Consider the following 20,335-nt stretch of genomic DNA (forward strand, 5'->3'; position numbering starts at 1 on the left):
GGATCAGGGCGCCGGGACGGCCTGGAAGACGGCGTCGACGATGGCCTCGGGCGCCACGTTGCCGGCCAGGGCGTCGTAGGTGCGCACGATCCGGTGGCGCAGCACCGGGTGACGCACCCGCTTGACGTCGTCGGGCACCACGTACGTGCGGCCTTCCTGCAAGGCGACCGCCTGCGCCACCCGCATCAGGGCGATCCCGCCGCGGGGCGAGGCACCCACGCGCACGTGCCGGTGCAGGTCCGGCACGGGCCGGGGCCCGCCGCCGCGGGTGGTGTTGACCAGGGCGACGATGTACTGCTTGACGGAGAGGTCGACGTAGACGCGGGCGGCGAGGTCCTGGAGGAACAAGACGTCCTCAAGGGTGATCGGCTCCTCCTCGAGCGGGGCGTCGAACGCCCCGGACGCGGTCATCTCGAGGATGTCGACCTCCTCGTGCGGGGTCGGGTAGGTGAGGACCTCCTTCAGGAGGAACCGGTCCATCTGGGCCTCGGGCAGCACGTAGGTGCCCTCCTCCTCGATGGGGTTCTGGGTCGCCAGCACCATGAAGGGGCGAGGCAGCGGGTAGATCTGCCCGCCGATGGAGGTCTGCTGCTCCTGCATCGCCTCGAGCATGGCGGACTGGGTCTTGGCGGAGGAGCGGTTGATCTCGTCCAGGAGCACGAGGTTGGCGTGCACCGGACCGAGCTGGGTGGTGAACTCCCCGGTGGCGTAGTTGAAGATCTGCGTGCCCACGATGTCGTTGGGCATGAGGTCCGGGGTGCACTGGATGCGGTGGAACGTGCCCGAGACGGCGCTGGCGAGGGTGTGCGCCGCGGTGGTCTTGGCCAGGCCGGGCACCGACTCCAGGAGCACGTGGCCGCCGGCCACGAGGGTGGAGATCAGGGCGGTGCGCAGCGCGTCCTGGCCGACGACCCGCCGGCGGAAGATGGTGCTGACGCGGCGCAGAAGCTCGGCGGCACGCTCAGCGTCGGCCTCGGAGATGGGTCGGTGGTGCGTGCGGGTCCGGTCGGTCGGGGCGCCGTCGCCCGGGGCGGTGGGACGGCCGGGGGTGGTGGAGCGTGCTCCGCCGGCGATGGGGGCGCCGGTGGCTGCGCTGGTGGCGGGGGCGCCCCCGAACCCGCGCGGCGCGGCCCAGCCCTGCGCTCGCCCGTGGCGTGGTGCGCCATCCGATTCGCTCATCGCTCCCCCGGTCGGCCGTGCCCTGCGGCGACACTATGCCAACGCGGCGGCGTGTGTCGGGCGGTGTGGCGTGCTGAGGTCGCGGACGGCACGTGCGTTCGGCGGCGTAACCGCACCTGGCGCTCATCCATACCGGGGACGTCAGGCGGCGATACGGGTGGGTGCAGGTCCTTACCCGGCCGCGTGCCGAGGTGTCAGTCGGTCAGGCCCGCGAGCACCGCTGCCGTGCCGGACAAACCCAGCCGGGTCGCACCCGCGGCGATCATCTCGAGGGCAGCCTCGGTGGTGCGGATCCCGCCGGAGGCCTTCACACCGAGACGCCCGCCTACCGTGGCGGCCATGAGCTCGACGGCGTGCACGGTCGCCCCGCCGGCCGGGTGGAACCCGGTCGAGGTCTTGACGAAGTCGGCGCCCGCGGCCTCGGCGGCCCGGCAGACGGCGACGATCTGCTCGTCGGTCAGCGCGGCGGACTCGATGATGACCTTCAGCACGACCGGCGCGGGAGCGGCCACGCGCACGGCGGCAATCTCGGCCTCGATCTTGTCGTACCGACCGGTGGTGGCCAGGGCGAGGTTGATGACCATGTCGATCTCGTCGGCGCCGTTCCCGACGGCGCTGGCGGCCTCGACCGCCTTCACCTCGGGGTGGTGCGCACCGGAGGGGAAGCCGCAGACGGTGGCGACCTTGACCGCGCCGGTGCCGGTCAGCGGCAGCATGCTCGGCGAGACGCACACCGAGTACGCGCCCAGCTGCCGGGCCTCGGCCACCAGGGCGGCGACGTCGGCCGCGGTGGCCTCGGGCTTGAGCAGGGTGTGGTCGACCATGCTGGCGACGGTCGAGACGGCGGCGCTGGTGGCCAGGGAGTCGTGCGTGCTCATGTGAACCTCCAGATCCGGGTTCCGGATCTCCTCGTGCTTCGATCCCACCCGCGCGCGGATGCACCCGGGGGCCTGATCGGTGACGGGCGCGGTGTCCGTGCCGACGACGCCAGGGTGCCTCGGCCGGGCCGGACCGGCGGGGCGAGTGCCCCCGGCCGGTGTTGCTCCGTACCTCCATGGTAGGGAGGCCGGGCCGCACGTGGGTGGGTCGATGGCCCCCGGGAGGTATGGCGTTGGACACGGGCGCCCGGTCCGGGGCGCGGCACCGGCACGCTTACCCTGGTCGGGTGGCTGAGGTGTTGACCGACACCGCCCCGGGCAGGGCGACGTCGCGCGCGTGGTGGTACGCCCTGGGGGCGCTGCCGCTCGCGCTCCTTGTGATGGCCGCGGGCCTGGTGCTCACCGGTGCGGTGGAGCCACCGGCCCTGTTCGACCCCGGCCCGCTGGTGCGGTGGGGGCTGCCGACGGTCACGCTGCTCACGCACGCCGCGGCCGCCGTCACGATCGGCGCCTTCGCGATGTGCGCCGTCGTCCTGCCGCGCCGGCGGTCGTCCGAGGGTGCCGTGGCCACGGCCGGCGCCCGCCCGCCACGCCGGCACGACGTCGACGGCGCGGCCTGGCAGCTGTTGGCCCGGGTGGGCGCCGTCTCCGCCGTCGTGTGGGCGCTGGCTCAGCTCGCCCATCTCGTCCTCACGCACGCCTCCATCGTCGGCACCGGGCTCGGTGGACCGGGCTACGGCGCCCAGCTCGCGCAGTTCGTGACCGATATCGAGCTGGGTCGCAACCTCGCCTGGGCCACGTTCCTCACGGCGTTGGTGTCGGTGCTCGCCGTCGCCGTCGGGGGGTACACCTCCGCCGCGTGGGCGGCGGTCGCCGCGTTGGTGGCCCTGTTCCCGGTCGCACTGACCGGTCACGCCGCGGGCGCGGCCAGCCACGAGCTCGCCGTCTCGTCCTGGTGGCTGCACCTCATCGGCGTCACGCTGTGGGTCGGTGGCCTCACCGTGCTCTGCCTGGGGGCGGCGCGCCTCGGGCGGGACCTGCCCGACGCCGTCGCGCGCTACTCACACCTCGCGCTGTGGGCGTTCGCCATCACCGCGCTCGCCGGGATCGCGAACGCCTGGATCCGGCTCTCCTCGCCCGCCGACCTCCTCACCCACCCCTACGGCCAGCTCCTCCAGGTCAAGGTCCTGCTGACCGCCGCCCTCGGCCTGGCCGGCTGGCTGCATCGCACCATGACGATCCCGCAGATCCGCGCCGCTGGCGGCTCGGGCAGGGCGTTCTGGCGGCTGGCCGGCGTCGAGGTCCTGGTCATGGGCGCCGTCGTGGGGGTCGGCGTCGCGCTGGGCTCCTCCGCGCCGCCGGTGCCGCAGGACCCGGTGCTCGACGCCAGCCCCACCTACCTCATCACCGGCAACCCGGTCCCGCCGTTCCCCACGGCGCTGACCTATCTGACCCAGTGGCGCCTGGACCCGCTCACCACGCTGGCGGCCGCCGCCGGGCTGGTGGTCTACCTGGGCTGGGTGGTCCGGCTGCGCAGGCGCGGCGACTCGTGGTTCGCGGGGCGCACCGCCGCCTGGCTGGCCGGGCTCCTGCTGTTCTTCTGGGTGACCAACGGCGGTCCCGCCGTCTACGGCAAGATCCTGTTCAGCGCCCACATGATCCAGCACATGCTGCTGGTCATGATGGTGCCGATCTTCCTGGTGCTCGGTGCCCCGGTCACCCTGGCCGTCCGGGCGCTGCCCCACCGGCGGGACGGCTCGCGCGGCCCGCGGGAGTGGTTGCTGGCGCTGGTGCACTCACGCGTCGCCGCGTTCTTCTCCCACCCGATCGTGGCGGCGGTGAACTTCGCCGGCTCGCTGGTGGTCTTCTACTACTCCCCGCTCTTCGAGGGGGCGCTGGACACCCACCTCGGGCACGTGCTGATGGTGGTGCACTTCAGCCTGGCGGGGTACCTCTTCGCCAACGTCCTCATCGGCATCGACCCGGGCCCGACCCGCCCCGCCTACCCGATCCGGCTCATCCTCCTGTTCGCCACCATGGCGTTCCACGCGTTCTTCGGGCTGTCGATCATCTCCCTGACGGAGCTCCTCGCCGCGGACTACTTCGGCTGGCTCGGCCTGCCCTGGGGCGTCGACGCCCTCGCCGACCAGGAGAAGGGCGGCGCGATCACCTGGGGCATCGGCGAGCTGCCCACCCTTGCGCTGGCCATCGCCGTCGCCTTCTCCTGGTCCAAGGCGGACGACCGGGCCGCGCGGCGGTCGGACCGGCAGGCGGACCGGGACGAGGACGCCGAGCTGCGTGCCTACAACGAGATGCTGGCCGCGCGGGCGGCAGAGTCCGCCGGCCAGCAGGCGGCCGGGTTGGTCCCGCCCGAGGGTCCCGTGGAGCCGCGCGCCGGGCAGTGAGTGCCCGACGGCGCCGCTCACCATTGCCAGATGAAGCCCACGATCTCGCCCACGAGTCCGTGCAGGAAGCGGTGCACGTTCCCATCGGGGGTCAGGGTGATCTCTTCGGTCCTGCTGGGCGCGTCCGCCCAGATCGTCTCCCACCGGCCCCACCACACGCGGGCGGGCAGCCGGGTGAGGTCGAACTGCACGTTGAGCTCGAGGCTCCCGATCGGGCGGCGGGTGCCGCGGCGAAAGCTCGGCGGGGGCACCTCGGCATAGCTGAACACGGTCCGGTACTCCAGCGAGGCGGTCTCGCCGGGTTGCAGCGGGGTCGTCAGCGTCAGCTCCACGCCGTACAGCCCGGACATGGCAGAGCGTCGCACCGGGCCGGCCCGCCCTCCGCGGAGCACCTCGACGGCGGCCGCGTGCGTGTCGAACTGGTAGACGTAGCGGTCCATCGGCTCCAGGGCGCGGATGACCTGGAGCGTCCGGTGCTCGGCCGGCAGTCCGTCGGGACCGATCCGGTGGAACTCATGGGCCACGAGCGTCTCGTAGCCCGCCGGTGCGGCGACGAGCACGCTGTCCCCTTCAGCGGGCGTGCGCACGACCGACAGGTCGGTGGGCTCGGCGTGCATGAACAAGGCCCAGAGGCGGTGTGCGTCCGGGGGTGACATGTCGAACGCCTCGATGAACAGGCGGAGGGTGGCGGGGGCGATGAACTGGGCGTTCAGTGCGCGGCCCACGCGGTCCTTCAGGCGGCGCGGCAGGTCTGTCTCGGTCTCGGCGACCTCACCGGTCTCCCACAGGTGGTCGGCGAGGACCTGGGCTATCGCGCCCTGGTGGACGGCCTGGCGACTGCTGCGCCGGACGTACGCCTGCCAGCGTGTCCGGTACGCGGGGACCTCGGCCAGCAGCACGCGGAGCTCCCGGCAAGCCGGGACCGAGGGGTCCGGTCGCGGCTCTGCTGGCATGCACCTCAGTCTGTCGGACGCCGGCCGTGCCGCATGTGGATTGCGCTGCGGGATCCGCTTGCCGACGCGACACTTGCGCGACACAGTCTCGATGGAATGCCCGAACAAGAACAGGTTCAGGGGCCGTGCACGGGGCGAGGGAGGGCGCGCATGTCACTCACCCCGTCCACGCGGACGCGAGTGGAAGCACCGTCCCGGCGTGCCACGGTGGCGGTCATCGACGACCACCCGGTCGTGGCGCTCGGGGTGGCCCAGTGCCTCGCCGCTGCCGACTCCGTCGAGGTGGTCGGCGGGTTCCCCAGCATCGCCGCGATGCTCCGTGCGCGCGGCACCGAGCACCCCGCCGACCTCGTGCTCCTCGAGCTGCAGGCGGCGGACTCCGCCTCCGACCGCCTCATCAGCCGGCTCACCGCAGCCGGGGTGAAGGTGGTGGTCTTCACGCAGGTCTCGAGCCCGTACGCGCTCGAGCTCGCCCTCACGGCGGGTGCGGTCGCCGTCGTGCACAAGAGCGTGCCGCCCGAGCGGCTCGCCGAGGTCGTTGCCGCCGCGGCGCGTGGGGGGCGTCCCGGGCTCGTCCAGGTCAGCGGCGACGGCCGCCGCCACCCGCTGTCGATCCTCTCCCCCCGCGAGCGCGAGACGCTGGCGCTGTACGCGAGCGGGGAGAAGTCCGAGCGGGTCGCGCAGCGTCTGGGGATCTCGCGGGAGACGGTCAACGACTACATCAGCCGGATCCGCGCGAAGTACCGCATGGCCGGGCGGGTCGCCGACACGAAGGTCGACCTGTACAAGCGCGCCGTGGAGGACGGGATCCTCCCGCCGCCCGGGGTGCTGCCGACCTGAGGGCCGGGTGGGATGGGTGCCCACAGCCAGTGTCACGCCGGTGGGGTCACCCGGGGAGGACCACGTCCTCCCCGGTGAGTGTGAGCCGCACGCCGTCGTCCTGGGGACGGGCCGCGGCGAGAGTCAGGCCCAGCGGCAGGTCGGGCAGCGCCACGTCGAAGGTGAGCAGGGCGTCTCCGAGGAGAGGCGCGAGGGACGCGGCGTCGACCTGCGTGCCGCCGAGCGTCAGGCTGACGGTGCGTAGCTGCAGGCCGCCGCTGTCGGTCACCTCGGGCTCGGTGAGCACCTCGAGGTTCTGGCCGAGGAGCTCGGTGGCAAGGCGCAGGCCGTCGGTGCCGGTGTCGACGGCGAGGTCGAGGCCGCGCGCGTCGAGGAGCTCCTGCAGCGCGGGCTGGGGCAGGGTGCCGGTGAGCTCGAGCTCGGCCGCCGTGGGCGGCTGGGTCAGTCCGACGTCGTGGGCCCGGACCTCCACATCGGCCAGCTGGACGCCGCCAGAGGCCGCCGAGGGCGCGGTGACCCGGACATCGTCGACCTCGCGGGCCAGGACCTGGGTCAGGAACGGGAAGCCGGAGATGCGCACGTCCGGGTCGCCCTCGACATCGACGTAGTCACTGAGCCGGCTGGCGACCTCCCGCTCGGCCAGCGCCAGGGCCACCCGGTCGAGCACGACGACGGCGCTGGCGACCAGGGCGAGGGTGAGGAGGACTCCCACGAGACGACGCACTGCCCCACCGTAGGTCCGACCGGCGGGCGCACGGCGGCGTCCGCCGGTGTGTGGACCCGCGAACGGCCGGCTGACCGGCCCCCCCGGGGCAGGCCACGCCGGCGCGGCGTCACCGGCGGCGCTGTGTACTGTCGAGGTCGAGGGACGGCGCGGAGGAGGGGGCGCGATCATGCCCGGCGAGGACCTGGAGCGGCTGGCCGCCGACCCGACGACCCCGCTGACCACCCTGCACCAGCTGGCTCGGGACCACCCGCGGGCGCGCCCGGCGATCGCCGCGAACCCGTCGACGTACCCGGCGCTCCTGGAGTGGCTCGCGATGCTCGGCGTCCCGGAGGTGGATGCGGCACTGGCAGCGCGGGTGGCCACCTCCGTCCTGACCGCGCACCCGGCCCCCGCGCCGGGTCTGCCACCGTCGTACCCACCACCGCGGCACGCGACCGCTTCCCGGGCCCCCGAGACCGCGCCCGCACTCGCCGACCGTGCCGAGCCACCCACGGTGGCCTTGCCGGCCGCCGGTGGCGCCGCCCCGGTGCTGCCCCCGGTCTTCCCACCCGCGGCGCCTGCACCTCAGCCTCGCGTGCGCTTGTCGCCCGAGCCTGCCCAGAGCGCGACGGCGCACGTGACCGGCGTCCCGGCCACGCCCGTGCAGGGCGTCGCGATGAACGTTCCCACCAGATCCGGCGCGGGGGTGGACGCGGGCACGGGCGGTATCGGCGCCGGTCCCGCCGACGAGCGCCCCGCCGCCCGGGGCACCGCTGACGAGGGCCCGAGCGCGAGCGCGCACCTGCCCCGGTGGCTGCTGCCAGCCGGGATCGCCGTCGTCGCGTTCGTCCTCCTCGCCTGGGCCTTCGGGCCCCCCACCGGAGCGAGCAGCACCGCCCCACCGAACGCGTCCTCCGGGACGTCCGCCCCGCCGGGCGACCCCGCCGCCGCCAGCGCGGCGCTCGCCGCCCTGCCGGGCACCACGTCCTGCGGTGACGTGACCGCGGACGCCCAGGTGTTCGCCAACTTCGGCACAGTGGCGTCAATCGGAGACGCGTGGCAAGACCCCGCTTCCGCGGACGTCGTCATCAACGCACTGGTGGGTCTCCAGGACGCGTGCGACCCGGCATACGCCTTGGCGGTCAACAACGCCTTGATCGACGGCGACGCGACGCCCGCCGCGGTGCGCGCCACGCTGACCACGGCCGGCGACTGGCTCGCACCCGCGCGACCCGCCCCAGCTGACGCCCAGCAGCGCAACGCCTTCGTGAGCCCCACCGGCAACATCGCCTGCGGGCTCGGCGAGGGCACCGCCACCTGCACGATCACCGAGCGAGCCTTCGCGGACCCGCAGACCTGCGGCCCCGGCCCGGTCACCCTTGTGGTCGGAGTGGGCGGCGACGCGCGCCCGGACTGCGCAGCACCTGCCGCCGCGGGCGGGGACGGGCTCGCCTACGACCAGTCGGTCACCGCCGGCCACTTCGCCTGCCTGAGCAAGCTGGACGGAGTGACCTGCTGGAGCACACTCACCGGCCACGGATTCACCGTCGCCCGGGCCGGGTTCAGCACGTTCTAACGCTCCTCCGCCCACCGGCCCACGCCGTCGGCGATGGCCGCCGCGTAGCGCTGCCGTCCCTCCTCGGTCTCGAGAACCGCAGCCTCGGCGGCGTTGTGCATCTGGGCCAGCTCGAGCATGACGACGGGCCGCTCGGCCCAGTTCAGCGTGCCAAGGTCCGGCCGCTGGCTGAGCGCACCGGCGTAGGACGACGACGGCGTGAAGCCGGCCGCGCCGAGCGCCTTCAGCATCGCCAGGGCCAGCGCACGTGACGGCTCGCCCTGCGCCTCGTTCAGCGGCGGCTCCGACACGATCGCGAAGTACCCGCGCACCTGGGGATCCTCGGAACCGTCGGCGTGCAGCGAGACCAGGAGGTCGCCGTCGTGCTCCTGGGCGGAGCGGCCACGTTCGTCCACGCACGGTCCGACGCCGGCATCGTCCTCCCGGGTCAGGGTCACGGTGGCCCCGGCCACCTCCAGCAGCGCGCGGGTGCGCACGGCGACGTCCCAGGTGAACGCGTGCTCGGGGTAGCCGGACAGGGTCGCCGTCCCCACGGTGTTGCAGGCCTTGGTCCCGCCCCTGCCGTCGTCGGTCGGTGCGTTCACCTCCGCCGTCGCCGCAGCGTTCCGGCCGTTGTGGCCAGGGTCGAGCACCACGTGCAGGCCGGCGAGGGGGTCGGGCCTCGGGGTGGCGGACGTCGTGGGTGACGGGCTCGGCGGAGCGGGTGCCGGCTCCTGGGGCAGCGGGCGCGCCCCGAGATAGAGGCCGAGGGCGACCGCGGCGACCACCACGACCGTCACGAGGAGCAGCACCGCGCGCCCCAGACGTCCTCGGCGCGGCGACGGGCCGGGGTCGGGTGGCGGTGGCACATCAGTCATCCTCGCACCCGGTCACGCCGGGTCGGTCCCGGCGCTCGACCGCGCAGGGCCAGGCCCTGACGGCCTGCGCCGCACGGCGGTGCCTGGCTAGACTCACGGGCGGCGCCCCGCGCGCCGGACCTCCTTCACTACCGGCCTGCACCCGGCGGCGATCGTGGAGGCGAAGGTGGCCATTTGTCATCGCGGGAGCGACGGAGCTGGTGATCCGGAACATGGGTGGCTGTCGTGCCCGAGGTGCAGGCGACGGCGGGACCTGGCCACCGAGAAGGATGACCATGACCGAGCAGAAGAAGCTCAAGGCTCACGTGCGCGACCGGATGGCGCGGACCGGGGAGTCGTACACGACCGCCCACCGGAACGTGGCCCACATCTCGGGTGTGGTTCCCGGTTACCCCGGGTTCGGCTCGTTCGAGCACCGGCCGTCGACGCTCGCCCGACGACTCCTCGCGCAGGTCGGTGTGGACGTCGACGAGCCGATGGCGTGCGGTCTCGGCGGCGGCGTCGGGTTCTTGTACTCGATCTTCGAGTACAAGGCCGCCGACCACCCCCTCCTCACGATCGTCGCGCAGCACCACCCGATGCCGTGGCTCGAGGCGGTGACGACCCACCTCGGCATCGTCCACGACGTCCAGCACTCATCCGGGGCGAAGGTGGCGCTGCGAAAGCTGGACGACGCGCTCACCCACGGTCGGGCGGCCCAGCTGCAGGTGGCGAGGGACCACCTGCCCTGGCACACCGGGGTCGACCCGATGGAAGCCGCTGAGCCGTATGCCGTCGTGGTCGCCGGGGTCGACGGCGGCGACTACCTCGTCGACGACGTGCCCGGCGGCCCGTGGCGTATCGGCGCGGAGGACCTCGGCGCCGCGTGGGCCGCGCACCGCAAGGGCCGGTTCGAGATCACGACGCTCGCGCCGCCCACCGGCCGGGTCGATGTCCCGCAGGCGGTGCGCGGGGCACTGACACTGACGGCGGACCACCTCACCGGGCCGGTCCTCGGCCACGCCTTCGACGTCAACTTCGGGCTCAGCGGGATGGCGAAGCTCTCGGCGGAGCTACGAGAGCCGCGCAGGAAGTCGGGCTGGCGGGCGCGGTTCGGTGAGCCCGCGGCATTTGGCTACGCGATGAGCCGACTCGCCGAATGCCTCACGACGGCGTACACCGCGCCTGCCGGGACGCGGCCGCTGTACGCCCGGTTCCTTGCTGAGGCGGCGGCACTGCTCGAGGACCAGCGGCTGAAGGAGGCTGCTGCCGCATTTGCCGCGTCGGGCGACCGGTGGCAGGCCGTCGTCGACCTGGCCGGCGCGGCGGCGGGAGCCGAAGCCGGCGCGGCGGCTCTGGCCGCCACGTTCGACGCAATCGCCGACCACGTCGACGCGGCCGCCGCTCACGAGAGCGAAGGTGTCAGCGCGATTCGAGCTGCCCTCACCTGAGATCGCGCCGGGTGCACAGATGCCCCGGAGCAGGTAGGAGGTCTGCTCCGGGGCATCGACGCGGTCCCTCAGGTGGTCACTGAGGCGGCCGCACGACCTCTCAGCGGGCGCCGGGGGTGGGCCAGCAGTAGGCGCACAGCATCGACACGCGACCGGTGTCGGCCTTGTCGAAGCTGGCGGCCGAGGACGGCGCGGCGATGCCGGCCACGAGACCGACGGCGATGAGGATGCTGGCTCCGAGCTTCTTCATGAAAATCACACTCCTGTAGATGTCGAGGCCGGTGCGCCTCTCGACTCTGATGATCGGGCTTTCGGACCGGCGCAACACGATCCGTGGGGTGGTCAATCCATGCCATGGCAGGAAGTTGCCTCGGGGCGACACGCGTCCAACCGCAGGCCAGACGCTTTTCCGCCTGGAGCGTGTCTCGTCATACGATCTGGGGAAACTGACCTCGGGAGTGCCATGTTCGACGCGCTGGGACTGGGTGGCGACGCCATCGCGGTTTACCGCGCCCTGATCAATACTCCCGCGGCAACCCATACACAGCTCGCGGAACGGATCGGGATTCCGCACGAAGAACTTCACAACGTGCTCGACGTGCTTGAGGGCAAGGGACTGCTTAGACGTTCTCATGACGACCCTGCCGGCGTTCGGATCGAGTCCCCGCAGGTCGCCTTCGAACGGATCCTCAGCGAGGAGGAGATCAAGCTTCACCGCGCGCAGGAGCAGCTCAGCAGCGTACGAACCGGCGCGGCGCAGCTGGTAGACGAATACCTGCGATCGGTGAACCGGCGCCGCGGTGAGGTGGAGCACCTGACCGGTACCGACGAGATCGTCGCCCGCCTGCTCGAGCTGGGGCAGAACATCACCAAGTCGTTGGACTCGATCGTCACGAATACCCCGACACAGCACCAGCTCGATCAGGCAAAGAGCGATGAGGCACGGGACCTCGCTCGTGGCGTGGCCATTCGAACCATTTACCCCGCATCCGCTCGGCATGACAACGCCGTCGTCGAGTACGCGGCCTGGCTGCGCGATCACGGCGGCGCCACTCGCGCCGTGGTTGAGGTGCCTAACCGCATACTCATCTATGACCGCGAAGTAGCCGTCCTCATGTTCGACCCTGAGGACTACACACGTGGTGCGGTCATCATCAACACGCCCGGCATGATGGCCGCGCTGAGGGCCCTGTTCGAACTTCTTTGGGAGTCCGGTACCGACCTCGCGCCCACGGAGGACGACGAGGCCCTCAAGCCCGAGGAACGTGAGCTTCTCCAGCTGCTGGCCCGCGGCATGAAGGACGAGGCGATCGGGCGCCAGCTTGGCATCTCGATCCGTACCGTCCGCCGCATGATCAACACGCTCAGCAGCCGGATGGACACGACGAGCCGCTTCGCGCTCGGCGCCCGTGCCGTCACGCGGGGTTGGCTCTGACCGACCGGCCGTCAGGGCGCGAAGGACACTCCCTCAGTCAAACGCCAGCCCCTCGGTGAGACGCAGCCCCTCGGAGAAGCACGGCCCCCTCAGCGGAAGGCACCGCCTCAGAGACGTGCCGGTCCCGTCACCGCGTCAGGCAACGCGGCCTCGATGAGCACGACCGGGTGGCGTCGCCCGGGCTCTGTGATCTGCGTGCGGGAGACGACCACCATCCCCGCACGCTCGAGCTCGACCTGGAGCTGTGCCGCACCGAGCACACGCTGGGTCGTCGTGCACACGGTGACGGGACCGTGTCCGTAATCCTTGCGCAGGGCGGTGAACGTCCACGTCGGCGCGTCCGCCTGCCAGTACTCGTACACCCGGTACGCGTGACCGCTGGGCGTGACCACCTCGGTGCCCAGCTCCGGCGGCAGCGCCGTGGAAGCGCCGTGGTCGACCGTGCTGAGCAGGAAGCGCCCGCCCGGCGCGAGGTGCCGGCGCACGGAGCGGTACAGCCCCATCCGGCCGACCCCGTCGAGCAGGCTCACCGACGCGCCACCGAGCACGACCGCGGCATAGGAACGGTCGATGGCGAAGTCCGCCATGTCGGCCTGCACGGTGGTGCACCGCTGGCGCAGCGGGGCCGGCGCCTGCTGCAGACGCCGCACCAGCCGGTCGAGGACGTCGCCGGAGAGCTCGAGCGCCGTCACCTCCCGGCGCAGGGCGAGCAGCGGCACGGTCATCCGGCCGAGCCCGGCGGCGAGGTCGAGGACCGGCCCGTCCAGACCGAACACGAGCCGCAGGACGGCGCGGACCTCGTTCACGTCACTGTCGGCGATGTCAGCCAGCACGGCTGCGCCGGTCTCGTCGCAGGCGCCATGGACCCGGGCCCGGTCGCCGAGCTGGGCCACCAGCCGTCCGGCGCGGCCCGGGATGCCGTGGGTGGCGGTCACGGAGGGACGCGGCGCAGTCAGGTGCGCCCGGTGCATGGTCGCATGAGGCGCCATCGGCACGGTCGTGTCAATCGTGGTCATCGTGTCCCTCCTTCTGGTTCGTCGTCGTCACTGCCTGCCCGCGCCCGGCGGGCACCCTCACCAGAACAGCGGGACGCGGCGCTCGCCGTCGCCAAGCAGGTACTCGAGGCCGAGGACCACCCCCGCGGCACCGGTGCCGAGGTCCGCCGAGGAGCGGGTCGCGTCGAGGCCCACGTACGGGATGCGGGAGCGTGCCGCGGGGTGGCCGAGCCGCTCCAGGTGCGGCCGCACCACCTCGCGCCGGACCTCTACCGGGTCCCACGGCCGCGAGCGCAGGTACTGCAGCGCCACGAGCGTGCCGGCCCAGCCGTGGAAGAGGCCGGCATGGGCGCCGATCTGCTGCTCGCACGCCGCGGCGATACCGTCGCGCGCCTCGGCCACCCACGGCTCGTCGAGGTAGCTCATGGCCTCATGGAGCACCATCGCCACACCGGCGCTGCCGCTGCCGAGCAGCGGCCGGGTGCGCCAGAGCTGAGGGGCGCCGCCGGCGGCGAGGGAGTCCCAGCCGAGGAAGGCGAGGTCGCGCCGCAGCGCGCGCTCGACGTGGTCGAGCATCCGCACGTCGGCGGTCATCTCATAGACATGGAGTAGGAACAGGGCCGCGCCCGCGCCGCCGTGGAGAATTCCCGGCCGGCGCATGCTCTCGGCCTGGTCGTCGAGGCGCCGCACGAGCTCCTCGGCGATCGTGAACACGCGGTCGCACAGGGCGTCGGCGTCGCTGAACGGTGCCCGCTCGAGCAGCGCGAGCCCAAGGCCGGGCAGGCCGTCGGCGAGCGAGGTGCCCAGGCTCTCCAGCGGCACCTGATCGATCGTCTCCCACAGGCGTGCGGCCGCGCTGGGGCGGCCGAGCCGGTCCAGCACCAGCGCGATCCCACCGAGCCCGTCGACAAGTCCCGGTCCCGGGCCCTCCACCCCGTGGACCGCCCCCTCCAACCAGTCGACGAGCTCGGTGGGAACCTTGGCCCCGGCCTCCGCGAGCGCCCACAGGACCCCGGCGGCACCGGAGCCGAGGCTCACACCGCCGAAGGGTCGCAGGAGCTGTTGCGGATCGCCGGGAAAGAGTCGGTCCGCCCTCTCGGGCGTCGCGGTCGCGAGGATGCTGCGCACGAGGTGCTCGCGCAGCAGGGGGTAGGACGCGGCGTCGAGCGTGGCCGGGACGATGGCGCCCCGCCGGCTGACGAAGTCGATCAGCTCACCGCTGTGCGCCTCGGAGACGCGGGCGGCGGTGGCCGCCCCCACGCCGTCGCGCGCATACGTCGACCGTCTTGGTTCGAAAGGGAGCAGCACCGATGCGTCGGTCATTGTTCACCCTTTCGCCTGGTCCGGTGCCCCGGCGCGAACCGCCTGTGCGGTTCAGCCTTTCCTCGGGACACCTGCGACGCTAACGAGTCGGGTGGGGCCAATACCAGCCAGTGGCGAGGCATGTAAATGCCATGGCCTAAACCTGCCAGGCACCCTGGGGCGCCCCAAGCGGCCCGAACCGCGAGGGTTTCGGGCCGTCCGGGCGGGTTCGCGCGGGCGTCAGCCGCGGCGGGTGACCGCCTCCCGGCGCGCGGCCAGCAGGGCCAGGCTCCCGAGGACGACGGCGGAACCCACCACCCACGCCAGGTTCACCGCGACCGGGGCCACGGTCGCGCCGGTCCAGTAGGCGATGTCGCCCTCGGGCATCACGAGCCGGTAGGCGAGCTGGCCGAAGTGGCACGTCGGCAGCACCTGGGCGATGTCGCCCAGGACGGCGGGCAGCTCACCGAGCGGGACGAAGAAGCCGGATGCGAACGCGAGCGGCAGGAAGATGACGTTGGCGACCACCGTCGCCGCCCGCGGGCGGGCGAGGTAGGCGATGGCGAAACCCAGCGGGCTGAACACCAGCACGCCGGCGAGCTGGACGGCGCCCAGCAGCAGCCAGGTGCGTACCGGCAGGTCGACGTTGCCGGCGACGGCGGCCAGCACCGACATGGCGAGAACGATGAGGGCGCCGTGCACCAGCGCGGCCCCCGCCTTGCCGACGAGGTAGACACTCGTGGGCAGCGGCGTCGCCCGCAGGGTACGGACCCAGCCGCGCCCGCGCTCCTTGGCCACGTCCTCGCCGAACACGAAGACCGCCAGCGACACGACGCCGTAGGCGGTGAGCGAGACCAGCATGGCGGCGCCCACCGCGGTGCCGCCGGGCAGCCGGCTGGAGGCGTTGGGCAGGCCGAACATCGCGTAGAGCAGCACGGGGATGACCACCGCGCCGACGGCGAAGTCGGCCGTGCGCAGGCTCGAGCGCAGCTGGGTCAGGGTCTGCAGCGCCAGCAGGCCGGCCCGGCCGCCGTTCGGGCGGGCGTCGATCCCGGCCGTGGAGGTGTGGGTGGTGCTCATCGGTCTGCTCCTTCGTGCGCGGTGGAGATCTCTTCGGTCAGGGCGAGGAAGACGTCCTCGATGTCCCGCTCCCCGGTGAGCTGGGCGGGCGGGGCGTCCGCCCGCACACGTCCGCCGGCGAGGACGACGACACGGTCGGCGACCGCCTCGGCCTCGGTGAGGTCGTGGGTGGCGAACAGGACGGTGGCGCCGTCCGCGACGCTGGCCCGGGCCTGCCGCCAGAACGACCGGCGGGAGGCGACGTCCATGGCGGCGGTCGGCTCGTCGAGGAGCAGCAGCTCCGGGGCGCCGACCAGGGCGAGGGCGAGCAGCAGGCGCTGGCGTTCCCCGCCGGACAGCGCGGTGACGGTGCGGCCGGCCCGCGTGGTCAGGGAGGTGCGGTGCAGCACCTCTGCCACGGGCAGCGCCCGCGGGTAGGACCGGCCGATCAGGCGCACCAGCTCACGCACGGTGACCTGCTCGGGCAGACCGGCGGCCTGCAGCATGGCGCCGATCCGGCCCGGCAAGGTCCCGGGCTCCGCACCCAGCACGCGCACGTGCCCGGCGGTGGGCCGGACGAGCCCGAGGAGCACCTCGAACGCGGTGGTCTTCCCGGCCCCGTTCGGCCCCAGCAGGGCGACGATCTCGCCGCGGGCGACGACGAGGTCGAGCGTGTCCAGGGCCCGGACGTCGCCGTAGCTCTTCGTGATCCCGGTCATCTCGATGACGGTCATCTCGGCCTCCTTCGGCTCACCACCACGCTAGGAAGCGGGGGACGCGGCCACCTGTGCCAGTGGTCATCGGCTGCACCCGTGACCTCCGGCAGGGGCGCCCGCCGGCCTGCCGCCCGTAGCATCGGCGTGTGCAGGCGCGCGACGACGAGCGGCTCAGCGCCACCACCGGCGTGGTCGGCACGCTGGCGGTGGGCCTGTTCGCGCTCGTGGCGGGCGCGACGGGCGACGCCGCGCCACCGGGCGCGGCCTGGTGGACGGCGTACCTGCTGTACCTCCTCGTGTTCGCGGTGGCCTCGGGGATCGTCGTCCCACAGCCCCGGTGGCTGCCCGACCCGGCAGTGGTCGCGGCCCTGCTCGTCCTGGGCCTGACCACCTGGTTCCTCGACCCCGACCTCGGGTGGACCGCCGTGCTGCTGGTGGTCACCGCCGCGGCCGCCGCGTACGCGCTGACGCGCGCGGCCGTCGTCGCGGTGATCGCCGTGCAGACGGTGGGCATCGCCGCGGGTAGCGCCGTGGCCGGCGTCGAGGCGAGCGCGAACGTGCTCATCACGATGATCTACGCCTGCTTCATGGCCTTCGCCGCGCTGACCGTCCTCGCGACCCGGCGAGAGGCCGCGGCCCGCGCCGACCTGGCCGCCGCGCACGCCGACCTGCGGGCGGCCACCGCACTGCTGGGCGCCTCCTCGCGGGAGGCGGAACGGCTGCGGATCTCGCGCGACCTGCACGACGTCGTCGGGCACCGCCTGACCGCGCTCGCCCTCGAGCTCGAGGTCGCCGCTCACCGGGCGACGGGCCCGGCCGCCGAGCACGTGACGCGGGCGCGGACCATCGCCAAGGACCTCCTCGCCGACGTGCGCGTCACGGTCGGAGGCCTGCGTGAGGCACCCGGCGGTCTGGAGACGATCCTGCGCGAGCTGGTCACCGACCTGCCCGGGCTGGCCGTGGACCTGGAGGTGGACGAGCAGGTGCCGGTCGGCGAGCGGCAGGCCGTCGCCGTCGTGCGCTGCGTGCAGGAGATCGTCACGAACACCCTGCGTCACGCCAAGGCCGGGTACCTGGAGATCGCGGTGGTCGCGGACGAGACGGGCGTCGCGGTGACGGCGCGCGACGACGGCCGCGGCACCGCGCAGCTGCGCCCGGGCCACGGCCTGGTGGGGATGACCGAGCGGATCGAGCAGCTGGGCGGGCAGCTGACGCTGGATCCAGGGCCGGGGCGCGGCTTCGGCGTCACCGCGAGGATCCCGGCGACATGATCAAGGTGGCCGTGGTCGACGACCAGACCCTGGTGCGCCAGGGCATCCGCAGCCTGCTCGCGCTGAGCGCGGCGGTGGAGATCGTGGGCGAGGGCGGCGACGGCGACGAGGCGCTCGAGCTGCTCGACACCCACGAGGTGGACGTGCTGCTCCTGGACCTGCGGATGCCGGGCCGGGACGGCATCGCCACCCTGGAGGCGCTGCGCGAACGCGGCTCGACCGTGCCGGTGCTCGTGCTGACGACGTTCGACGACGACGAGCTGGCGCTGCGAGCGCTGCGGGCGGGGGCCCGGGGGTACCTGCTCAAGGACGTCACGCTGGAGCAGCTCATCGGGGCGATCGAGACGCTCGCTGCCGGCGGCACGCTGCTGCAGCCGGCGCTGACCGAGCGGTTGCTGCGCGCCGTCGCCAGCCGGGGCCCGCAGGTGGGGGGCTTCGACCGGCCCGAGCCGCTGACCGCACGCGAGCTGGACGTGCTGCGTCTGGTCGCCGCCGGCTACTCCAACCGCGAGGTCGCCGAGGCGCTGTACCTCGCGCCGGGCACCGTGAAGAACCATGTCACTGCCGTGCTGCTCAAGCTCGGAGTGCGGGACCGCACCCGCGCGGTGCTGCGCGCCCTGGAGCTGGGCCTGCTGGAAGGCCCTGCACGGCAGGGGTGAAGTACCGGGGCGAGGGGCCCGCTGTCGGCCTACCGCCGTGACACGCTGCCCGAACCGCTCACCTGGCTGTTCACCTGGGCGTCGCCGGTGTAGGTGATGTCGCCGCTGCCGGAGACGCGCGCGTCGAGGGTGCCGTCGACGGCGACGTCGGCGCTACCGGAACCGGCGACTTCCACCGTGGCCGAGTCGCTGGTCAGGTCCTCGCCCGCGTAGTCGCCCGAGCCCGTGATCCTCGCCCGCTGGGTACCAGCGCGGCCGTCTGCGCGCACCGTCCCGGAGCCGGTCACCTCGACCGTGAGGTCGTCCACCGCGACGTCATGGAACGAGATCGACCCGGAGCCCGAGCTCCTCAGCTCCAAGGCGGTCCCGGTCTCCACGCCGGCCTCGACGTCACCGGAACCCGTGACCGTCACGGCGTGGACCTCGGGGAGCACCAGCTCGTAGCGGACATCCCCGAACCCCAGGATCCGCGAGCCGGTCGCGCCCAGCTCGAGGACACCGTCGCGCACGTCGCTGGAGAGCTGGTCCAGGATGTTCTCCCCGGCCGTCACGGTGAGTCCCGTGGTCTCGCCCTGACGGATGATGAGGTCGCCGGCGGTGGCGAGGACGACGGCGGTGGCACCCGCCACGTCCCGCTCCTCGCTCGTGGCCGGCCCGGCGTCGATCCCGGCGGAACAGGCTGTCAGCACCGCCGCGCCGCCAGTCAAGCCGGCGGCCAGGCCGATCCTCAGGTTGCGTCTCATGCCGGACCCTCTCGTCCACTGCCAGAGTGCCACCGCCGGGGTGTGCAGGCTTTCCATCGGCGTGCCGGGCTCCGACCTCGATGATCGGCCCTCGCGCTGACCGTCTATGGCCGGGGCCCCTTCGGGTGATCCGGACCCGGTTCGAACGCCGCACCAGGCATACCCTCCGCACCCTCGGACGGACTGTGATCCTCCGCGTCCCCGCGGCGTTTCTGAGCGACCAGCCGCTTCGCCGATCCCGGGCCGATCGCTGGTGGACGTCCACGGAGGTTGTCGACGAGGCGCGCGATGACCGCGGCGACGGGTACCGCGAGAAAGGCACCGAGGATGCCCATGAGCACCGCTCCGGCAGTCACCGAGAAGATGATGACCAACGGATGCAGGGAGATCGTTCGGCCCTGGATGAACGGTTGGAGCACATGACCTTCGAGCTGCTGGACGAGGAGGACGACGCCGAGCACGAGCAGCGCGATGAGCGGCCCCCGGTCGGCGAGTGCCACCACCACGGCGACGGACCCGGAGAGAAAGGCACCCACGATCGGGAAGAGCCCGCCGATGAAGACCAGCACGGCCAGGGGGAGGACGAGCGGGACCCCGAGCAGCCACAGCCCGAGGCCGATGAAAATGGCATCCACCAGAGCCACAAGTATCTGAGCGCGGAAGAAGGCGCCAACCGTCCAGAAGGACTGGGCGGCTACGAGGTCGACCCGCGGCTGGTGACGCTCAGGTACGAAGTCCAGGAAGCCTTGCCAGATGCGCCGACCGTCCTTGAAGAAGAAGAAGAGGACGACGAGCATGAGAACGAGCCCGGCGACGAAGTTCCCGACGGCTTCAGCGGCGTTCAGACCTTGGGTGAGCGCGCCGCCGCTCGTCAGCCCGTTTCCAGCTTCGGCGACGAGATCGCTGACGCCCGTGATGTTGCCGGGGAGCGCCGACCAGTCGACGTTCCGTTCAAGCTGGTCCAGACCTGAGACGACCGAGGCGACGATCTCGGGCCACTGGTCGATGAGCGCGTTGGTGATGAATGCCGCTGCCCCTGCCACCGCTGCCAGCAGGAACAGCAGCATGAGGAGCGCGACGACGGCGTTCGGGATCCGGGTGGCCCGCAGGCGAGACGCCAGCGGGTCGAGCAGGGCCGCCGGAAAGAGCGCAAGCACGAACGGCGTCAGGATGATGCTCACCCGGCTGGCGACGTAGACGAGCCCGACCAGCAGAATGACGACGCCGATCGCCGTCCACACGCGGCGCCCCCACAGGGCGGCAGGCGACGATTCCTGCGGCATGAGGTGAGTATTCATCACCCTGGGAATGCCTGCGCGGCCGAACCTGTT

19 protein-coding genes are annotated in these 20,335 nt (G+C 72.8%); 7 read left to right on the plus strand and 12 right to left on the minus strand.

Translation table 11 applies throughout. From position 1 onward, the window contains the following. Positions 1–3 precede the first annotated feature (3 nt). The gene (locus tag FE374_RS17835) at positions 4–1,179 is read right to left on the minus strand and encodes an AAA family ATPase (protein ID WP_139930743.1); all 1,176 of its coding nucleotides are present in this window, start codon (positions 1,177–1,179) and stop codon (positions 4–6) included. 194 nt (positions 1,180–1,373) lie between these two features. Then, complete coding sequence (gene deoC, locus FE374_RS17840; protein WP_139930745.1) at positions 1,374–2,057, minus strand: deoxyribose-phosphate aldolase; 684 nt, start codon at positions 2,055–2,057, stop codon at positions 1,374–1,376. A 287-nt stretch (positions 2,058–2,344) separates the two neighbouring features. Here deoC and FE374_RS17845 point away from each other — a divergent pair, with 287 nt between their 5' ends. After that, positions 2,345–4,462, plus strand: a complete 2,118-nt coding sequence (locus tag FE374_RS17845) for a cytochrome c oxidase assembly protein (protein ID WP_230978382.1) — start codon at positions 2,345–2,347, stop codon at positions 4,460–4,462. A 17-nt stretch (positions 4,463–4,479) separates the two neighbouring features. On the opposite strand, the gene FE374_RS17850 is transcribed toward FE374_RS17845, so the two are convergent. Next, on the minus strand, positions 4,480–5,415 hold the full coding sequence (locus FE374_RS17850; protein WP_139930750.1) for a hypothetical protein: 936 nt from the start codon (positions 5,413–5,415) through the stop codon (positions 4,480–4,482). Between the two features lie 150 nt (positions 5,416–5,565). Here FE374_RS17850 and FE374_RS17855 point away from each other — a divergent pair, with 150 nt between their 5' ends. Then, on the plus strand, positions 5,566–6,255 hold the full coding sequence (locus tag FE374_RS17855) for a LuxR C-terminal-related transcriptional regulator (protein ID WP_168205738.1): 690 nt from the start codon (positions 5,566–5,568) through the stop codon (positions 6,253–6,255). Between the two features lie 46 nt (positions 6,256–6,301). Here FE374_RS17855 and FE374_RS17860 read toward each other — a convergent pair whose 3' ends face one another. After that, positions 6,302–6,979 carry an LmeA family phospholipid-binding protein gene (locus FE374_RS17860; RefSeq protein ID WP_168205739.1) on the minus strand — a complete coding sequence of 226 codons (678 nt, stop codon included), beginning with the start codon at positions 6,977–6,979 and terminating at the stop codon, positions 6,302–6,304. Positions 6,980–7,148: 169 nt separating this feature from the next. Between FE374_RS17860 and FE374_RS17865 the strand changes: the two genes are divergently transcribed. After that, a complete protein-coding gene (locus FE374_RS17865) occupies positions 7,149–8,537 on the plus strand; it encodes a variant leucine-rich repeat-containing protein (RefSeq protein WP_139930756.1) in 1,389 nt (462 codons plus the stop codon). Here the strand turns inward: FE374_RS17865 and FE374_RS17870 are convergent. Beyond that, entirely contained in the window at positions 8,534–9,394 is an 861-nt protein-coding gene (locus FE374_RS17870) for an N-acetylmuramoyl-L-alanine amidase (protein WP_139930758.1), read from the minus strand. The two genes, FE374_RS17865 and FE374_RS17870, sit on opposite strands and share 4 nt — an antisense overlap. Before the next feature lie 275 nt (positions 9,395–9,669). Here FE374_RS17870 and FE374_RS17875 point away from each other — a divergent pair, with 275 nt between their 5' ends. Beyond that, positions 9,670–10,824 (plus strand): BtrH N-terminal domain-containing protein, encoded by a 1,155-nt coding sequence (locus FE374_RS17875; RefSeq protein ID WP_168205740.1) that lies wholly within the window; start codon positions 9,670–9,672, stop codon positions 10,822–10,824. Positions 10,825–10,924: 100 nt separating this feature from the next. Here the strand turns inward: FE374_RS17875 and FE374_RS19305 are convergent, their stop codons facing one another. Next, positions 10,925–11,074, minus strand: coding sequence for a hypothetical protein (locus tag FE374_RS19305; protein ID WP_168205741.1), 150 nt, complete (start codon positions 11,072–11,074; stop codon positions 10,925–10,927). A gap of 213 nt (positions 11,075–11,287) precedes the next feature. Here FE374_RS19305 and FE374_RS17880 point away from each other — a divergent pair, with 213 nt between their 5' ends. After that, a complete protein-coding gene (locus FE374_RS17880; protein ID WP_168205742.1) occupies positions 11,288–12,259 on the plus strand; it encodes a helix-turn-helix transcriptional regulator in 972 nt (323 codons plus the stop codon). A 107-nt stretch (positions 12,260–12,366) separates the two neighbouring features. Here FE374_RS17880 and mpaM read toward each other — a convergent pair whose 3' ends face one another. The 4 genes from mpaM to FE374_RS17900 all read right to left on the minus strand — a co-directional run bounded on the left by mpaM (position 12,367) and on the right by FE374_RS17900 (position 16,349). Then, positions 12,367–13,275, minus strand: coding sequence for a daptide-type RiPP biosynthesis methyltransferase (gene mpaM / locus FE374_RS17885; protein ID WP_223173574.1), 909 nt, complete (start codon positions 13,273–13,275; stop codon positions 12,367–12,369). Between the two features lie 57 nt (positions 13,276–13,332). Next, complete coding sequence (locus FE374_RS17890; RefSeq protein ID WP_139930763.1) at positions 13,333–14,577, minus strand: lanthionine synthetase C family protein; 1,245 nt, start codon at positions 14,575–14,577, stop codon at positions 13,333–13,335. A gap of 219 nt (positions 14,578–14,796) precedes the next feature. Beyond that, positions 14,797–15,636: an ABC transporter permease gene (locus FE374_RS17895; protein ID WP_139930765.1), complete on the minus strand. Its 840-nt coding sequence runs from the start codon at positions 15,634–15,636 to the stop codon at positions 14,797–14,799. Then, the gene (locus FE374_RS17900; RefSeq protein WP_139930766.1) at positions 15,633–16,349 is read right to left on the minus strand and encodes an ABC transporter ATP-binding protein; all 717 of its coding nucleotides are present in this window, start codon (positions 16,347–16,349) and stop codon (positions 15,633–15,635) included. The genes FE374_RS17895 and FE374_RS17900 overlap by 4 nt, the downstream gene beginning before the upstream one ends. 128 nt (positions 16,350–16,477) lie before the next feature. On the opposite strand from FE374_RS17900, the gene FE374_RS17905 reads away from it, so the two are divergent. Together FE374_RS17905 and FE374_RS17910 are read left to right on the plus strand one after the other, a co-directional pair. Next, positions 16,478–17,602 carry a sensor histidine kinase gene (locus FE374_RS17905; protein ID WP_139930768.1) on the plus strand — a complete coding sequence of 375 codons (1,125 nt, stop codon included), beginning with the start codon at positions 16,478–16,480 and terminating at the stop codon, positions 17,600–17,602. After that, positions 17,599–18,261 (plus strand): response regulator, encoded by a 663-nt coding sequence (locus tag FE374_RS17910; protein WP_139930770.1) that lies wholly within the window; start codon positions 17,599–17,601, stop codon positions 18,259–18,261. The genes FE374_RS17905 and FE374_RS17910 overlap by 4 nt, the downstream gene beginning before the upstream one ends. Before the next feature lie 29 nt (positions 18,262–18,290). On the opposite strand, the gene FE374_RS17915 is transcribed toward FE374_RS17910, so the two are convergent. Beyond that, entirely contained in the window at positions 18,291–19,004 is a 714-nt protein-coding gene (locus FE374_RS17915; protein WP_168205743.1) for a head GIN domain-containing protein, read from the minus strand. A 104-nt stretch (positions 19,005–19,108) separates the two neighbouring features. Then, on the minus strand, positions 19,109–20,287 hold the full coding sequence (locus FE374_RS17920; protein ID WP_168205744.1) for an AI-2E family transporter: 1,179 nt from the start codon (positions 20,285–20,287) through the stop codon (positions 19,109–19,111). Positions 20,288–20,335 lie beyond the last annotated feature (48 nt).

It is taken from the genome of Georgenia yuyongxinii, from assembly GCF_006352065.1.
Taxonomy (GTDB): Bacteria; Actinomycetota; Actinomycetes; order Actinomycetales; family Actinomycetaceae; genus Georgenia; species Georgenia yuyongxinii.

Excerpts from the sequence above, each read along its gene's own strand:
- FE374_RS17910 (WP_139930770.1), top strand. The coding sequence starts at position 17,599 with ATGATCAAGGTGGCCGTGGTCGACGACCAGACCCTGGTGCGCCAGGGC.
- FE374_RS17870 (WP_139930758.1), bottom strand. The coding sequence starts at position 9,394 with ATGACTGATGTGCCACCGCCACCCGACCCCGGCCCGTCGCCGCGCCGA.
- FE374_RS17915 (WP_168205743.1), bottom strand. The coding sequence starts at position 19,004 with ATGAGACGCAACCTGAGGATCGGCCTGGCCGCCGGCTTGACTGGCGGC.
- FE374_RS17865 (WP_139930756.1), top strand. The coding sequence starts at position 7,149 with ATGCCCGGCGAGGACCTGGAGCGGCTGGCCGCCGACCCGACGACCCCG.
- FE374_RS17895 (WP_139930765.1), bottom strand. The coding sequence starts at position 15,636 with ATGAGCACCACCCACACCTCCACGGCCGGGATCGACGCCCGCCCGAAC.
- FE374_RS17920 (WP_168205744.1), bottom strand. The coding sequence starts at position 20,287 with ATGCCGCAGGAATCGTCGCCTGCCGCCCTGTGGGGGCGCCGCGTGTGG.
- FE374_RS17875 (WP_168205740.1), top strand. The coding sequence starts at position 9,670 with ATGACCGAGCAGAAGAAGCTCAAGGCTCACGTGCGCGACCGGATGGCG.
- FE374_RS19305 (WP_168205741.1), bottom strand. The coding sequence starts at position 11,074 with ATGAAGAAGCTCGGAGCCAGCATCCTCATCGCCGTCGGTCTCGTGGCC.
- FE374_RS17835 (WP_139930743.1), bottom strand. The coding sequence starts at position 1,179 with ATGAGCGAATCGGATGGCGCACCACGCCACGGGCGAGCGCAGGGCTGG.
- FE374_RS17850 (WP_139930750.1), bottom strand. The coding sequence starts at position 5,415 with ATGCCAGCAGAGCCGCGACCGGACCCCTCGGTCCCGGCTTGCCGGGAG.
- mpaM (WP_223173574.1), bottom strand. The coding sequence starts at position 13,275 with ATGACCACGATTGACACGACCGTGCCGATGGCGCCTCATGCGACCATG.
- FE374_RS17855 (WP_168205738.1), top strand. The coding sequence starts at position 5,566 with ATGTCACTCACCCCGTCCACGCGGACGCGAGTGGAAGCACCGTCCCGG.
- FE374_RS17880 (WP_168205742.1), top strand. The coding sequence starts at position 11,288 with ATGTTCGACGCGCTGGGACTGGGTGGCGACGCCATCGCGGTTTACCGC.
- deoC (WP_139930745.1), bottom strand. The coding sequence starts at position 2,057 with ATGAGCACGCACGACTCCCTGGCCACCAGCGCCGCCGTCTCGACCGTC.
- FE374_RS17900 (WP_139930766.1), bottom strand. The coding sequence starts at position 16,349 with ATGACCGTCATCGAGATGACCGGGATCACGAAGAGCTACGGCGACGTC.
- FE374_RS17890 (WP_139930763.1), bottom strand. The coding sequence starts at position 14,577 with ATGACCGACGCATCGGTGCTGCTCCCTTTCGAACCAAGACGGTCGACG.